Source organism: Pseudoduganella dura (assembly GCF_009727155.1).
GTDB lineage: Bacteria > Pseudomonadota > Gammaproteobacteria > Burkholderiales > Burkholderiaceae_D > Rugamonas > Rugamonas dura.
The window spans coordinates 6,279,573-6,295,747 of the sequence record NZ_WNWM01000002.1 but is presented as its reverse complement, the minus strand read 5'-3'; the positions used below and the strand labels follow the sequence as shown (position 1 = coordinate 6,295,747).

Here is a 16,175-nt window from a genome sequence, read left to right as displayed (position 1 = left end):
CGATCGGTCATAGCTTGAAGCGCAGGCCCACGCCGTACGTGGTGGGCGTGTAGCGGATATCGCGCGGGCGCGCGGTGTCGCCCACGTAGCTCTCGTATTTTTCCTTCGTCAGGTTGATCGCGTCGAACTGCACCGAGATGTTGCTCGTGATGTCATACGAAAGCGACAGGTCGACGTAGGTGGAAGCCTTGACGAAGCGGTCCTGCAGGAAGCGCGGCTCGGCCACCTGCTCCACGTAGTCGCCGCGCCGCGTGGCCGCCAGCCGGCCGGTCAGCCCGTGCCCCTCGTACAGCAGCGCCAGGTTGTGGCTCTTCTTGGCCACGTCGATCAGCCGGGTCTTCGTGAGCACGTCGGAATTCACGTCGAGCCGCGTTTCGTTGTCGCCGTCGATCCATGTGAAGTTGTACTGGGCGCCGAACCCGCTCCAGAAGCCGGGCAGGAAGTCGAAGAATTTCTGGGTGCCGAACTCGTAGCCCTTCAGCGTGCCCTTGCCGGAATTCTGCGGGCGCGTCACGCGGTAGCGCTGGCCGTCGATGATTTCATCCTGCGTGAAGTTCTGCAGGTAGCCGTCGATATCGCGGTGGAACAGCGCGATCTGGGCGTAGCCGTTTTTCTGGAAGTAGTACTCCAGCGTCGCATCGAGGTTGGTCGACTTGGTCGGGGCCAAGCCCGGATTGCCGGCGCTGCCGGTGCCGGGCGCGTTCACGGTGGGCGGAATCAGCGACAGCGCGGGATTGAGGCGCTGGAAATCCGGACGGGTCAGCGTCTTGCCCGCGGACAGGTGCGTCTGCAGGTTGTCGCGCCAGCCGACCAGCGCCGAGATGCTGGGCAGGTAGTTGTTCTCCGAGGTCGACAGGTCGACCGGCGTGATCACGTTGCCGATCCGGCTGGTGCCTTCGAGCTTGCGCTTCACATGGATCACGCGCACGCCGGCGTCGCCGCTCACGTCGACGCCGCCGACACTGGTCTGCCAGCGGGCGCTGACATAGCCTGTCGTGGTGCGCTCGCGCTGGTCGAACAGCCGGGTCGGATCGTCCGGCACGCGGCCGGCCGCCGCGCCGTAGGCGGCGCGCACCTGGTCGGTCTGGTCGATCAGGAAGTCGCGCGACGGCACGTAGTACTGCCCGCCGAGCCGGTCGATGCCGGGGATCAGGCGTTCGAACGACGGGCCGAACACATCGACCGGGTTCGGCCGCGCCTGCGGGTTCACGTCGCTGTGCCCCTCCGCCGAGTGATAGCTGGTCGAGCGCGACGACAGCCGCAGCCCGGCGTTAAGCGCGCGCACGAAGCCCTGCCCCAGCTTGTACGTCCCATCGGTGCGCCACTGTGCCTGCTTGCCTTCGGACTCTTCCCAGTTCTGCACGAGGCCGCGCAGCACGAACGCGCGCGGATCGCGCAGCGGCGCGGCGCTGCCTGGCGTGGTCACCGCGTTGTAGCCGCCGTGGCCATCGGCACCGTAGGTGTAGACGTTGACGGTCGCGTTGGGAATCTGCTGGTCGACGATGACCGTGTCGTTGATGAACTTGGAGCGGGTGAAGGCCAGCGCGCTCGTGACGTTCCACGGCCCGTCGCGAAACTGCAGCCCGAAGTTCAGGTAGTGCGTGTTGGTGCGTTCCTTTACGCCCCACCCGCTGGTGGCCACGTACGGATCCCAGTCGTACGGTCCGCCGAACTGCGCCGCCGGCGCGTTGGCCGAGAGGATCGGGCAGATCGTGCCTTCCGGCGTATCGCAGCCCCGCTCGCCCAGCACCACGCCGTTCAGGCGCGGCGCCCAGCCCACGATCGCCAGGATGTAGTCGACCTCGCTGCGGGCGCGGTAGCCGGTGCCCAGGTACTGCGTGGTGAATTCCAGCTTCGGGTTGATCTTCCACTGGAATGCGCCATGCGCGGAAAAACGTTCGCGGTCGCCGGCGTTGTAGATGCCGCCCACCTGCGGCAGGTTGCCGAGCCGGTCGCCGGGGTTCAGGGGCGCGACCGGCTGGTCGTCGTTCAGCCGCACGGCATTGCCGTCCGGCCCGACGGAAAAGATGCGGTCCGGGCGGTCGACCCACTGTACCGGGTAGCCCCAGTGCTCCTTGTTGTAGGCGGCGTCGAACAGCAGGCCCATCTCGCCCACGTCCGTCTTCCAGCGGTTGCTGTACAGCAGACCGCCGCCCGGGCTGTTGCGGGTCTCGGCCGCGTCGCTGCCGTTGATCTGCGGCCGCCGGTTTTCCAGGTACCCGGTGACGGTCTGCCCGGGGTTGTCGAACGGCGCGCGCAACCGGATGTTCACGGCGCCGGCGATGCCGCCCTCGGGCTGGTTGGCCGTGGCGGACTTGTACACGTCCAGTCCGGCGATCGATTGCACGGGCAGGTCCTGGTACGACAGCCGGCGGCCCCGGCCGGTGAAGATGTCGTTGCCGTCGAGGGTGGTGACCACGTCCGGCAGGCCGCGGATCGTCACCGACGACGTCTCGCCCCGGTCGCGGCCGACCTGCACGCCGGCGATCCGCTGCAGCGCGTCGCCGGCGGCGCGGTCGGGAAACTTGCCGATATCCTCGGCATTGATCGAATCGACGACCTGCGTGGCATCGCGCTTGATCTGCTCGGCGGAGCGGATGCTGCGGCGGATGCCGGTCACCTCGACGGTGGCGATGGGGCCGCCCTCCACCGTGGCCTGGCCCGAACCGGTGGCCTGCGCCGGCGTGCCCTGCCCGGACGTATCCTGCGCCGGCGAATCCTGGCCGGCCGGCGGCTGCATCGCCGCCGGCTCGGCGGCCTTTTCGCCGGCCTGGGCATTGGCCTGGGCATTGGCCTGCACCCCGGCCTGTTGCGCGCCGGCCGCTCCCGCTGCCAGCACGCACAGGGCGGCGGCAACGGCGCGGCGCATCCGCGTTGGATTCAATGTCGTGGAAGTCATGGCTGTCTCCGATATCTTGGCTGCTGTCGTTGGCTGCGGGCGTGATTCTGTTGTCGTGCTGTCGATCGATCGTCGTGCCAGGCTCGTCATGCTCCGCCTGGGGAAGCTTCCCGATCATAGACACAAGCTTTATTCGATGCCAACGCGGTATGGCGAAAGGGTTGCGCCGGCGCGACGCCGGCGCCGCCGCAGCCGGCCGCCGGCCTCTCCGCCTCTCAGCCTTTCAGCCCGGTAGCGGCCAGCAGCCCCTGCGTGACGCGGCGCTGGAACACGATGTAGGCCAGCGCCACCGGGAACGCGCCCAGCAGCGCGGCCGCCATCAGCTGCGCGTAGCGCACGCCGAACGCGTCGTAGGTCTGCGTCAGGCCGAGGGGGATCGTCATCATGTCGTTCGACGTGACGATGATGAACGGCCACAGGAAATTGTTCCAGGCGCCGATGAACGTGACGATCGCCATCGCCCACACGATATTGCCGGACATCGGCAGGTACACGCTCCACAGCACCCGCAGCGGCGAAGCGCCGTCGAGCAGCGCGGCATCGCGGAAATCGTGCGGCACCGCGTCGAAGAACTGGCGGAACACATAGATCACCACCGGCGACACCACCTGCGGCAGCACGATGCCGGCGTAGGTATTGATCAGGCCGAGCCCGTTCATCGTGCGGAACAGCGGCACCAGCAGCGCCTCGAACGGCAGCAGCAGCGCCAGCATCGACAGGAGGAACAACAGGTTGCGGCCGCGAAAGCGCAGCTGGGAAAATGCGAAGGCGGCCATCAGGCTGATGGCCATCGTCGCGACCGTCACGGCCAGCGCGACCAGCGCGCTGTTGAACAGCCAGCGCGGCACGTTGCCGGCGCCGAGCACTTTCGCATAGGCTTCCACCGTCCAGCGCCGCGGCAGGTAGTGCAGCACCGGCGAGATCGTCTCGTACTCGGGCCGCAGCGACGTCGACAGCGCCCACAGCAGCGGCGCCACCCACAGCATGGCCAGCGACAGCGCGGCGGCGATGGCGATCACGGTCCAGTGCAGCTGGGTATGTTTCATGCGCGAGCCTTCATGTCGATGCCTTCACGGGAAGTTTTCATGCCGGTTGCGGCGGGCTGCCGTATCATTTCCGCTTCCTCAGCAGCAGCGCCTGCAGCAGCCCGAGCGCGACGACGACGAACATGAACGCCATCGCCACCGCCGCCGCATAGCCGGCGTCGCTTTGCGTGAACGCCGTCTCGTACATGTAGTGCAGCGTGACGCGGGTGGTGTTGAACGGCCCGCCGGTGGTCATGATGTAGGTTTGCCCGAATACCTTCAGCGAGGCGATCAGCTGCAGCACCAGCGCCGTCACCGTCACGGGCAGCAGCGCCGGCCAGGTAATGTGGCGGAACACGGCGAAACCGCGCGCGCCGTCCAGCGCCGCCGCTTCGTATTGTTCGCGCGGGATGTTGCGCAGGCCGGCGAGGAAGATCAGCATGTTGAAACCCACGGTCCACCACACCGTGGCGATCGCCACCACCGGCATTGCCCAGTGCACGTCCGAAAACCATGCCCGCTGCACGCCCAGCAGGTGGTTGACGATGCCCGACGACGGCTGCAGCATCCAGTCGGCGATCAGCGTCATCACCGAGATCGGCAGTACGTAGGGCAGGAAGAACACGCTTTGCAGCCAGGTGCCGGCGCGCTGGCGGTCGCCCGTGAAACGGTCGACGAGCAGCGCCATCGCCAGGCCGAGCGCGGTCAATGGAATGACCGTCAGCACGGAAAAATAAAAGGTGTTGCCGAGCGACGACCAGAATGCCGGGTCGTGCACCAGCGTATCGTAGTTGGCCAGGCCGACAAAGGCGCTGGTGCGCGTCAGGCTGCTTTCGGTCAGCGACAGGTACAGCGTCTGGAAGGCCGGCAGCAGGAAGAACAGCACGAACGCCGCCATGAACGGCAACAGCAGCAGTGCGGCGGACAGCGCTTCGGAACGGCGTGTTGCCTTCATCCGTGGTTCTCCCGGTGGTTCTGTCGATGGCGCGTCCATGGTGCGTCAATAGCGCGGCGGGCGTTTCCTGAGCAGGCGCTGCGCCTCGGTTTCAAAGCGGCGCAGCGCATCGGCCGGCGTGAGCTGCCCGGCCAGCGGCGCCGGCAGGAATTTCGACGCGATCGCTTCCAGCGGCCCGGCCGCCCCCATGTACCAGCCGGGCGGGTCGTAGACCACGCTGGCGGCCGCCGCCCCGTATTCCGCGTTCGGCATCAGCGCCATGGCGGCCGGCGACTCGGCCACCGGCCGGTAGGCGGGAATGTGGCCGCCCTCGGCCCAGCCGAACGAATGGGTGTTGACGTAGGCGACGAAGCGCAGCACCGCGGTGGCCTTTTCCGGCGACATCGGCCTGCCTTCGCTGGCCGGGATCGCGAAGCCGTGCGAATCGGCCCATGCGCTGGCATTGCCGTACAGTTGCGGCAGCGGCGCGATGCCGTAGCGGAACCGCAGCGTGCCCGCCCTGGTACCGCGTACCAGCTCCGGCACTTCCCACACGCCGTTGATCATGAAGCCGGCGTTACCCGCCATGAACTGGCTGGTCGACGCCGGGTAATCCTGGCCCGGTGTGGCGTAGCCGGCCTGGAACCAGCGGGCGATGGCGGCAAGCGTGCGCTCGCCGGCGGGCCCGTACGCGAAACGGCCGTCCGCCACGACCGGCAGGCCCTGTTGCGCCAGCAGCGACAGCCACAGTCGCCAGATCGCATAGGTGCTCTGCGCCGATTCCATCGTCAGGCCCGCCTTGCCGGTGCGTTCCTTGACGGCCCGGAAAGCGTTCGTCATCGCATCCATGCCGACGATGGGGGCCAGGCGGCCATCGGCGCCCAGCAGGCCGGCCTGGCCGGCCAGGTCCTTGTTGTAGTACAGCACCAGCGGATGCAGGTCGAGCGGGATCGCATAGGTGCGCCCGCCGTACTGAGAACGGTCCCACTGCCGCGTGAGGAAGTCGCTTCCCTGCAGGCCGCCGGCGGCGAGTTCGGCCGCCGAAATGGGCCGCAGCACCCCGCCGCCGGCCAGGTTCGGCAGCCGGGACAGGTGGATCGTGGCCAGGTCGGGCCCCGCGCCGGCCACCGACGCGGTGATCAGCTTCGTGTAGAACGGTTCGCCCCACTTCAGCGTCGTGCTCTCGACGCGCACCTCCTGCTGGGACGCATTGAACGAGTCGATCAGCGCGCGCATGCGCGCGCCGTCGCCGCCGGACAGCAGCGTCCACATCCGTACCACCTGCGCGTCGGCCCGCGCCGCGCCGCAGGACAGTGCCAGCAGCAGCAGGAGCAACCCCGGCAGCAACCCCGGCAGCAACTCCGACAGCCCTCCCGCCAGCCGTTTGCCAGCATGCCTCATGTCCCGTCTCCCCTCGTTTTTCTTGTGGTCGATCGTTCGAAACGGCCGCCGCGGGCCTGGTCAGGCGGCCTCGCTGGGCAGAGGAAAGGATGGCGGGCCGTCCGTGCCGGGCTGGTCTTCGGAACCGCCGGCGTCCTGCCTGGTCTCCGTCGCCCCCGCCGGCTGCGCCCCCGTCGGCGGCAGCAGTTCGGGCGTCCGCTTGCCGCGCCACAGTTCGCTGTGGCCCAGCGGGTCGGTGTACCAGTCGTGCAGGCGCGCGTCCGGGCCGCGGGTGGCTTCGGCGAGCGCGGCGATCGGCGCCTTCGGCACGCGCCCCTCGGTCAGCAAGCCGTTCTTTTCATGGAACGTGTCCGTCAGCTGGGTATAGCAGAAGCCGGACAGCGGGCGGCAGCGGTGGATCGCCTCCATCAGCCGGCGGTAGCGCTCCAGCAGTTCCTCGCCGCTGCGCGCCACCGAGTAACCCCAGTCCTTCGGGTCCTGCTCTTCCATGCAGGCGATGCCGCCGAACTCGGACAGGAACAGCGGCTTGCCGGTACCGTCGAACCCGTCGATGACGAGCCGGCGCCGCGCCGGCCGCACGTGCTCGAACGTGTATTTCAGGCCCTCGCGGCTGCCGTAGCGGGCCACCAGTTCTTCCGGGTCGGCATGGTAATCGTGGACGTTGACGAAATCGCCGCAGGGCATTTCCCAGCCGTCGTTGCCGACCACCGGGCGGGTGCCGTCAAGCGCCCGCGTCATGTGGTACATCGCGCGCACGAAATCGACCTGGCGCCGGTCGTGCATCAGTTCCGGCACGCCCCACGATTCGTTGGTGGGCACCCAGGCCACGATGCACGGGTGCGAGATGTCGCGCGCGACGAGTTCCTTCCACTCCTCCATCACGCCGTGCACCGTTTCGCTGGAAAAGCCATAGGCGGAGGGCATCTCGGCCCACACGCACAGGCCCATCACGTCGCACCAGTACAGCCATCGGGGATCTTCCGATTTCTGGTGCTTGCGCACGCCGTTGAAGCCGAGCTTCTTGATCATCAGCACGTCCTGGCGCAGCTGCTCGGCCGAGGCCACCATCAGGCTCTCGGGCCAGTAGCCCTGGTCGAGCACCATGCGCAGGTAATACGGCCGGCTGTTGAGCAGGAACCGGTCGCCGTCGACGGAGACGGTGCGCAGCGCCGTGTAGCTGAGCACATGGTCGAGCACCAGCCCGTCGGGCGCATGCAGCGTGATCTCGGCATCGATCAGCTGCGGGCTTTCCGGGCTCCACATCCAGTGGGCGCGCGCATCGTCGATACCCGGGTCGGGCAGCTGGAACAGCCGCGACAGGCGGCCTTCGAGCAGCATGCAGCGGTCCGACACCAGCACCTGCTCGCCCAGGCGCAGCATCACGTTGACGGTACTGCCGGGTGCATGGTGGGCGATATCGGCATCGAGGCGGATCTGCCAGGTGAACACGTCCGCCGTCCAGCGCAGCTGCGCCACGTGCGAGCGCGCCACCTTTTCCAGCCACACGGTGCGCCAGATGCCGGTGGTACGCGGATACCAGATCGAATGGGGCTCCAGTTCCCAGTCCATCTTGCCGCGCACCTTGTGCATGTCGTGCGGGTCGTCCTCGGCCTGCACCACGATTTCCATCGAGCGGCCGTTCAGGTAGCGGGTCACGTCCACCGAGAACGGCCCGTGGCCGCCCTTGTGCTGCACGGCGAAGCGGCCGTTGATCCACACCCGCGCGCGGTGGTTGACGGCGCCGAAGTGCAGTTTCAGCCGCTCGTCCGGTGACGGCAGCAGGTCGTCGTCCAGCCCCACCACGCGCCGGTACCAGACGCGCCGGCGGAAGCCGCGGTCGTGCACGCCGCTGGCCGCCGCCTCGGGCGGGAACGGCACGATGATCGTGCGGTCGAACGGCACGCCGGCCGGTTCGTGGTGCACGGCATCGTCGTCGAGCATGGCCTGCCACGGCCCGTCCAGGTTCAGCCATTGCGTGCGCCGCAGTTGCGGCCGGGGGTGGTCCACGATCTCGTTCTCCTTCGGCGGGGCTCTCATCACGGTGTCTCCTTATGATAAGGGGTTTATGGCGCATCGCGCGTTACGGTTGAGCCGGCACCGCGCGCGGCACCGCTTTGGCGCGATCTGGCGGTGCCGGATGCGCCGCCGAGTGGGGTGCGCGCAACGCACTGACCGTGACGGGGCCGAACGTCACGGCCCGCCCGCCGCCGCCCATCGCCACCAGGCCGATCCGCGCAGCGGGGCCCAGCCGGTGATTCCACGTGCCGCCACCCTCCCATGCGCGACCATCGGCGCTGGACCAGGCGCTCCAGCGCTCGCCGCCGCCGGCATCGCGATGCAAGTCGAGCCGCAGCCATGTCCAGCCGTTGGCGGCCGCCGGCGTGCCGGCCACCGTATTGCCGTAGCGGGGATGGCCGGCCGGCACCGGCCCGGCTTCCCTGCCGAATTCCACCTGGTGCAGGCCGGCATCGGCCAGCACGGCCAGCTTCACGTAGTTGTCGTCATCCTTCATCGCCACCAGGCCGGCCTGCGAGTGCGTGACGCAGCAGTCGTCCGGCGCGTCGAGCCGCACGCGGGTTTCGATGCGCAGGTCGCCGGCCGGCGGCAGCGGCCGCACCAGCAGCGGCGCGGTATTCGTGTCCACGTACAGGTCGCCCGGCTGCGTGCTCCATGCCAGGCCTTCGGCGGTGGCGCGCCATGCTCCCGGCGAGCGCACCCAGCGCCATGGCGCGGCGGGGGCCTTGCCGAAATCCTCGCGCCACAGCAGGCGCACGTCGACGCCGTTGCCGGCGAACCGCGGCGGCGGCCGGGTGCCGTCGGCGGTGAAGGCCGGTGCCGGCAGTTCCCCGGTCGAAGGCCCCCGCCCCTCGGCCAGCACCGGCCAGCCGCCGGCCCAGTCCACGCGGTCCAGCAAGGCGGGGCGCCGCGTCAGCCCCGGCGAAAAATAGGGATCGCCGGTATCGACCGCGTGGTAGATGGTCCACCACTGCCCGGCGGCATCCTGGAACACCGTGTTGTGGCCCGGCCCCGTCCAGCGGTTGCCGTTCTGCGGCAGGACCGGCGTGCCGCCGGCGCGCGCGGCCGCCATGTCGTTGCCCTGCCGGTCCAGGAACGGCCCCTGCGGCGTTCGCGACCGGCCGACATATAGCGCATAACCCGTTGCCGGGCCGGCGCAGCAGTCGGTGGCGGAAGCGAACAGGTACCACCAGCCGTCGTGCCGCACGACCTCGGCGCCTTCGTAGCGGCCGGAGGTGCCGACGAGGCGCGCCTCGCCCTCCACCGCCAGGCCGTCCGCCGCGAGCCGCTGCACGAAGATGCCGCCGCCGTAGCTGCCGTAGTAGAGCCAGCGCGTGCCGTCGTCGTCGACGACGATGTCCGGGTCGAAGGTCCAGTCGAACTTGCAGCCGGGGCCGGCGCGACGGGGCGGCACCACCGGCTTGCCGCTGGCCCGCCACGGCCCGGCGGGCGACGCGCTGCTGGCCACGCCGATCGCGCTGTCGCTGCCGCAGCCGGGTTCGGGGCTGTGGGCATCGTCGGTATCGGTGATCGTGTAGTACAGCCAGTAGCGGCCGTCGTGATAGTGGGGTTCGGGCGCCCACAGCCAGGATTTCGGCGCGGCGGGCGCCGGCCGGTCGATGAAGGAATCGGCAACCCAGTCCCAGTGCACCAGGTCCGTCGAGCGGTAGACCGGCAGCAGGCGGAAACGATAGCCGTCCCCCTCCTTTTCATCGCGGCTGACCGGATCGGTGGTGCAATACAGGTACCAGGTGGGCTGCGTCGCACGCGGATCGCGCAGCACGGCAGGGTCGGCGCAGTTCTGCGCGATCTCGCCGCTGGCCAGTGTTACCGGCAGCGGATTCTGGTAAGTGGAAGTTGCTTGCGCTTGCGCGGCGGCCGTGACTTGCAACAGCGCCGCCAGGAGAAACAGGCATGCCCGCACTGGATGCTCCTTTCGCCAAAAGGCGGAAGGTAGCATGGCTGGTTCAACGGTGGTGCACGGCTGCCCGCCCGGCATGCCCCGCCGGGCCGCTTCGATACTGCAAGCCCGGCCTTCGATCAGTCGTGCAAATGCACCCGCCGGCTGCCTCCCGTCAGATTCGGTTAGTTGCAAATTTCGGCGTAAAAAACGGGGCATGCCGGCGAACCGGCAGCCCCGCTTCCAGGGAAACGGCGTGCCCTTACCGGACGGCTTCAGCCACGGCAACCGCCGTCATGTTGACGATGCGGCGCACGGTCGCGCCAGGGCCGAGCACGTGCACCGGCAGCGCGGCGCCCAGCAGCACGGGACCGACCGTCACGCCCTTGCCGCCGGTTACCTTCAGCAGGTTGAACGCGATGTTGGCCGCGTCCAGCGACGGCATCACCAGCACGTTGGCTTCGCCGCTGAAGTTGCCCAGCAGGCCGGGCGCCACGCCGCCGACCAGCGCGACGTCGCCCTGCACTTCGCCGATCACCGGCAGGTCCGGCGACGACCGCGCCAGCAGCGCACGGGCATCGCGCATCTTGCGGGCCGACGGCCGCTCGGACGAACCGGCCGTCGAATGGGACAGCAGCGCGACTTTCGGCTCCAGGCCGAAGTGGCGCACCTGTGCGGCGGCCAGCCGTGCGATGGCGGCCAGTTCCTGCGCCGTCGGGTCGTCGTTGACGTGCGTGTCGGCCACGAACAGCGTGTGCTTTTCCAGCACCAGCGCGTTCATCGTCGCCAGCACCTCGGCGCCCGGCGCCAGGCCGATGGTTTGGCGCACCTGCTCCAGGTGGGAGTCGATGTTGCCGCGCAGCCCGCAGATCACCGCATCCGCATCGCCGGACTTCAGCAGCGCCAGCGCATGGCTGGTGGAATCGACCGTGCCGGGATCGGCCAGCGTGTAGTCGGTGCCGTGTTTCAGGCGCAGGCCGGCGGCGGCGATCGCCTTCGCGACCTTCTCCGCGCTGCCCACCAGCACCGGCAGGCCCAGGCGTTCGTCGACCACGGTCTGCACGGCGCGCAGCACGCGCTCGTCGTCGCCCTCGGCGTACACCACGCGCTTCTGCGCGGCCTTGGCGGCGCTGAACAGCGGCTTCATCACCAGGCCGGTGTGGAACACCTGCTGCTCGAGCTGGGCGCGGTAGGCGGCCAGGTCGGCGATCGGCGTGGCCGCCACGCCCGACTCAAAGGCGGCCTTCGCCACGGCCGGCGCGATCGCGGCGATCAGGCGCTGGTCGAACGGTTTCGGAATGATGTAGTCGGGACCGAACGTGAGGCTCTGGCCGGCATAGGCGGCGGCCACGGTCTCGCTCACTTCGGCTTCGGCCAGCTCGGCGATCGCCACCACGCACGCCTGCTTCATTTCCTCGGTGATGCGGGTGGCGCCGCAATCGAGCGCGCCACGGAAGATGTAAGGGAAGCACAGCACGTTGTTGACCTGGTTCGGGTAATCCGAACGGCCGGTGGCGATGATGCAGTCCGGCCGGGCGGCCAGCGCCACTTCGGGGCGGATTTCCGGTTCCGGGTTAGCCAGCGCCAGGATGATCGGGCGATCGGCCATCGTCTTCACCATCTCGCCCGTCAGCACGCCGGCGGTCGAGCAGCCCAGGAACACGTCCGCGCCGCGCACGATGTCGGCCAGCGTGCGGGCATCGGTCTGCTGCGCATAGCGCGCCTTGTTCGCTTCCATGTTGGCTTCGCGGCCCTGCCAGATCACGCCGCGCGAGTCGGTCACGTACACGTTTTCGCGGCGCACGCCCAGGCCCACCATCATGTCCAGGCAGGCGATCGCCGCGGCGCCGGCGCCCGACGCCACGAGCCGGATATCGCCGATGCGCTTGTTCGCCACCTTCAGCGCATTGAGCAGCGCTGCGCTGGAAATGATCGCGGTGCCGTGCTGGTCGTCGTGGAACACGGGAATGTTCATCCGCTCGCGCAGCTTCTTCTCGATGTAGAAGCATTCGGGCGCCTTGATGTCTTCCAGGTTGATGCCGCCCACGGTGGGTTCGAGCATCGCGATGGCGTCCACCAGCTTGTCGGGATCGTTCTCGGCCAGTTCGATGTCGAACACGTCGACACCGGCGAACTGCTTGAACAGGCAGCCCTTGCCTTCCATGACCGGCTTCGAGGCCAGCGGGCCGATGTTGCCCAGGCCCAGAACGGCGGTGCCGTTGGTGATCACGGCCACCAGGTTCGCGCGCGACGTGTACTCGGCGGCGGCGGCCGGGTTGGCGGCGATTTCCTCGCAGGCGTAGGCCACGCCCGGCGAATACGCCAGCGACAGGTCGCGCTGGTTCGACAGCGGCTTGGTCGGCACGACCTCGATCTTGCCCCGGGTCGGCAGGCGGTGGTATTCCAGTGCGTCCGCACGCAGTTGCTGCTCGCGACGCTGGTCGCTGTCGTTATTGTTGTCGTTATGGTCGTTCGTCATGCAATCTCCTTCAGGACCGCCCGTGCGGCTACGGGTCGGCGCAGGCTTATAAAATAGTGATCGGCCGCAGTGATATCAAAGTGACACGGTGTGCGAAACCGTCAATATTACCCTGAACTGGCGGACCGTGTCGGCGGCCCTTGTGGCACGATCGTTCGATTTTTATCCCTTACGCCAAACTATAGACGGCGAAATCGGCGATCCGCTGCCGCGACAGCGTGGTGCGCAGTCCGAACAGACCTGCGCCGACCCGTTCGCGCGACGCGAAATACTGCACATTGTCGACGTACAGCCGGGTACCGGCACCATCGACGACGATCCGCACCCGGTACGGATGGTTGGCCCGCAGCAGCCAGGGCTTTTCCGTGTACTCGTGCAGCAGGATGCGCTCGCCGCTGCCGTCATAGCGGCGGAACCGCGTCGTCGTATTGTGGTTGCCGCCGATCCCCGCATAGAACATCGGCACCCGGTCGTAATCGTCCAGCTTGCCGGAGCGCGGCCGGTCCAACCGCGCTTGCCAGAACACGTTCATGTCGGACACGCGGTCGCCCGGATTGCCTTCGTCGAGCACGGTGCAGGTGTACGCGATCTCGTAGTGGCCGTCGAGCGGCTGCGCGAGCCATACCGTGAGCCCGCCGCGCGTATCGAGCAGCAGCGCGCCATCCTTCACCGTGGCGGCTTCGCGCGGATCGCCCTTTTCCGCTTCCACGCGCCAGCGGCGTCCATCGAAGCTGCGGAAGTCGTCGCGCACGAGCACCTTGCCCGGCGGCGTGGCCCGTGCATCGAGCGCCAGCAGTCCCAGCGCGCCCAGCCCCCACTGGGCGGCGGCATTGGTGGACATGCGGGCCGCCTCGTCGATATCGTTCAGCACCGCCGGCGCGCGCACGGGGCGGATGGCGAAATCGGCGTCGCGCAGCCCCGCCTTGCCCGCTTCGAACAGGCGCCACGCTTCCTGCATCGCCGCCGGATCGCGCGCCTGCGCGGCGGCATAGCCGAGCAGCCGGGCATGCCCTTGCGAGAGGTTCAGCTTGCCGAGATCCTGCCCCAGCGCGGCGCGCTGCGCTTCCGGCGTGGCGTTGTAGAGCCGGCAGTAGCGCAGCCAGGCCTCGCGGAACGCCGGCTCCGGCAAGGTGCACAGCAGCTCCGAGCAGATTTCCGTCAGCCCGAACACGGCGGACAGGTGCGATACCGAGATCTTCTTCGATGTATCGATGCGGAACGCGCCGGTGCGCAGGTCCATGATCGCGGCGCCCGTGAAGAAGCCGTGCGGCTGCGCGGCAATCGTGGTCATGCTGGCCAGCAGCCTGTCGCGCCACACGTTGTCGCCGGTGCGTTCCCAGGCCGTGAACCAGGCCCCGGCGATGGCGCCCCAGTCGGTGCCGAAGCCCACGCTGGCCTCGTCCGCGCCCGTGGCCAGCTTCTGGCCGATCTTGCGGCCCGGCGCGATGTCGCGCAGGCGCCGCACGGCATCCTGCTGTTCGGTCAGCAGGTCGCCGATGCGTTCGTCCGCCGTCAGGTAATACATGAAGCGGCGGTTGATCGCGGTGGAGATGCGCAGCTGCTTGGCGCTGTCGCCCCAGTGCTGCACGCCGTGCCGCGTGCCCAGCGGGCTGAACGGGCCGATGTGATACACGTCCACTTCGCCGGTATGCCGCGTCATCGCCTCGGCCAGCCGGAACGCATCGGCCCGGCCCGAGTGCAGGAAGTAATGCCACAGCCAGATGTCGGTGGACAGTTCCGAATTGTCCCAGGCGAAGCCGCCGACGTCGTAGCGCCACTGGTGGCGGCGCGGATCGTAGGTGTGCATCACGTCGCCGTAATCCCAGAAGCCGTACCAGCGGCGCTGTTCGACCTGCCCCTTGTAATAGTCGAACAGCCCGGCGAGCCGCGTTTCCAGCGGCCCGGCACGGCTGCCTCCACGGCCCCGGGGCGCCCAGTAATCGCTGAACACGCCTGCCGCGTACAGGCGCTCGGGCGTGGGCAGCAGCCGTGGCGGCTGCGCGATGCGCCGGCCGACCGCTGCCAGCTCCGCGGCGGACGGCGTGGCGGCGAACAGCTGCAGTTCGAGTTCGCTGGTGCGCGCGATGCCGTGCGGCGAGCCGAAGCCGGGCTCGTAGTCCTCGTACGTGATGTCCAGCGCGGCGCGCTGCTTTTCGTGCGTGTCCTGGCCCATGCCGTCGTGGAAGAAGCGCAATTGCATCGGCGGCGCTTCCGGCGCCCACAGCCACAGCGTGACGGCGGCACGGTCGCCGGCCGCGCCGGCGATGTCGATCTGGCCGGGATGGCTTTGCCAGAAATTGCGCACGCCGAACGCCACCCCGCCGCCGGCACCGCCGACATAGCCGGTGCCGCCGGCGCGCGTGCCGCCGCCGGCCGGAATCCAGCCATATCCCTTCGCGGTGCGCTTGACGATGGTGAAACCGTCGGCATTCGGCTGCAGCAGCCGGTAATCGCCGAACGCCGGCACATACGCCAGGCCGTCGCGGATGGCCTGCGGCAGTTGCGCCACCGGCGGCAGGGGCCGGCCGGCCACCTGCGCGGCCGCGTTGTCGTCGCCGACATCGCGCCGCAGGCCGGTGAGGCTGCGCACGCTCTCGGCGAACACGCCGCCGGCGGCAGACACGAAGCGCACGTGGCGGTCGTGCGGCGCGCCGTCCAGCACGGTACCGAACCGCAGGCCGATGCCGCGCACCTGGAACTTCGCCGGGTCCACGTCGACGACGAACGTGTGCAGCACGCGGATCGCGTCGCTGCCGCGGTGGAATTCGAGGCGCAGCGTGAACGGCAGCAGCGCGGTGCCATCCTCCCCCCTGTGGGTGCCGGTCAGTTTCAGCACCGCGCGCACCGGACCATCCTGTTCGACCTCCACCTGCGCAACCTCGCCGCGCCAGCGCCGCTTTTGGCCGGCGCCCTCTTCGCTGTCATCGGTCGCATCGGTCAGCAGCACCAGTTCGCCGTCGCGCAGCCGTGTCCGGCCGCCCAGGGCGACTTCGGCAAACACGCCGTTGCCATTCCCCGCCACCCGGGCGCGCAGCCTGCCGGTATCGACGACGATGTCGGCACCGTGCCGGCTGACCATGCCGCCCGCGTTCCCGTCCTGCGGAGCGGCCGGCCCCGGTTGCAGGTCGTAGCTGCCGGCCGGCGTGCCGCCGCCGATCGCGTGGGCGCTCCACTTGACCGAGCCGTCGGGCCACCAGGCCAGCGGCCAGGACTGCAGCGGCGGCGCCGACGCCGGCGCCCCTGCCGCGCCCCCTCCCGCCGTGGCGCGCAACGAAAAACCGCTGGCCCGCGGCACGAGTCCCTGCGGCCACGGCACGCCGAACGTGGCGCCGGTGAAGCTGTCCGGCGCATCGCTGTCGAGCCAGCGCAGCGTCGTCGGGCCGATCGGGGCGGTCCCCGGCTGGCCGGCGGCGCGCGCGGGCAGCATGGTCACGGCCGGCGCGCCGGCCAGCAGCGCGGAAAGTTTGAGCAGTTGACGGCGGTCCATCGGTCTCCTTCGTGTCGTTCGATCGTGTCGCCGA

Annotated in this window: 8 protein-coding genes; all 8 read right to left on the bottom strand. The window is 69.1% G+C overall.

Features of this window, described 5'->3' with window-relative positions; genetic code table 11:
* Positions 1-7: 7 nt before the first annotated feature.
* Positions 8-2,899, bottom strand: coding sequence for a TonB-dependent receptor (locus tag GJV26_RS27240; RefSeq protein ID WP_173346293.1), 2,892 nt, complete (start codon positions 2,897-2,899; stop codon positions 8-10).
* A 215-nt stretch (positions 2,900-3,114) separates the two neighbouring features.
* A complete protein-coding gene (locus GJV26_RS27235; RefSeq protein WP_155711722.1) occupies positions 3,115-3,945 on the bottom strand; it encodes a carbohydrate ABC transporter permease in 831 nt (276 codons plus the stop codon).
* A gap of 64 nt (positions 3,946-4,009) precedes the next feature.
* Positions 4,010-4,879: a carbohydrate ABC transporter permease gene (locus tag GJV26_RS27230; protein WP_155711721.1), complete on the bottom strand. Its 870-nt coding sequence runs from the start codon at positions 4,877-4,879 to the stop codon at positions 4,010-4,012.
* 45 nt (positions 4,880-4,924) lie between these two features.
* Entirely contained in the window at positions 4,925-6,259 is a 1,335-nt protein-coding gene (locus GJV26_RS27225; protein ID WP_155711720.1) for an extracellular solute-binding protein, read from the bottom strand.
* Between the two features lie 60 nt (positions 6,260-6,319).
* On the bottom strand, positions 6,320-8,296 hold the full coding sequence (locus GJV26_RS27220; protein WP_155712763.1) for a glycoside hydrolase family 2 protein: 1,977 nt from the start codon (positions 8,294-8,296) through the stop codon (positions 6,320-6,322).
* A gap of 43 nt (positions 8,297-8,339) precedes the next feature.
* Positions 8,340-10,199: a glycoside hydrolase family 43 protein gene (locus GJV26_RS27215; RefSeq protein ID WP_173346291.1), complete on the bottom strand. Its 1,860-nt coding sequence runs from the start codon at positions 10,197-10,199 to the stop codon at positions 8,340-8,342.
* 238 nt (positions 10,200-10,437) lie between these two features.
* Entirely contained in the window at positions 10,438-12,654 is a 2,217-nt protein-coding gene (locus GJV26_RS27210; RefSeq protein ID WP_155711718.1) for an NADP-dependent malic enzyme, read from the bottom strand.
* A gap of 169 nt (positions 12,655-12,823) precedes the next feature.
* A complete protein-coding gene (locus GJV26_RS27205) occupies positions 12,824-16,141 on the bottom strand; it encodes an exo-rhamnogalacturonan lyase family protein (protein ID WP_216643176.1) in 3,318 nt (1,105 codons plus the stop codon).
* Positions 16,142-16,175 lie beyond the last annotated feature (34 nt).

Excerpts from the sequence above, each read along its gene's own strand:
- GJV26_RS27220 (WP_155712763.1), bottom strand. The coding sequence starts at position 8,296 with ATGAGAGCCCCGCCGAAGGAGAACGAGATCGTGGACCACCCCCGGCCG.
- GJV26_RS27235 (WP_155711722.1), bottom strand. The coding sequence starts at position 3,945 with ATGAAACATACCCAGCTGCACTGGACCGTGATCGCCATCGCCGCCGCG.
- GJV26_RS27210 (WP_155711718.1), bottom strand. The coding sequence starts at position 12,654 with ATGACGAACGACCATAACGACAACAATAACGACAGCGACCAGCGTCGC.
- GJV26_RS27230 (WP_155711721.1), bottom strand. The coding sequence starts at position 4,879 with ATGAAGGCAACACGCCGTTCCGAAGCGCTGTCCGCCGCACTGCTGCTG.
- GJV26_RS27205 (WP_216643176.1), bottom strand. The coding sequence starts at position 16,141 with ATGGACCGCCGTCAACTGCTCAAACTTTCCGCGCTGCTGGCCGGCGCG.
- GJV26_RS27240 (WP_173346293.1), bottom strand. The coding sequence starts at position 2,899 with ATGACTTCCACGACATTGAATCCAACGCGGATGCGCCGCGCCGTTGCC.
- GJV26_RS27225 (WP_155711720.1), bottom strand. The coding sequence starts at position 6,259 with ATGAGGCATGCTGGCAAACGGCTGGCGGGAGGGCTGTCGGAGTTGCTG.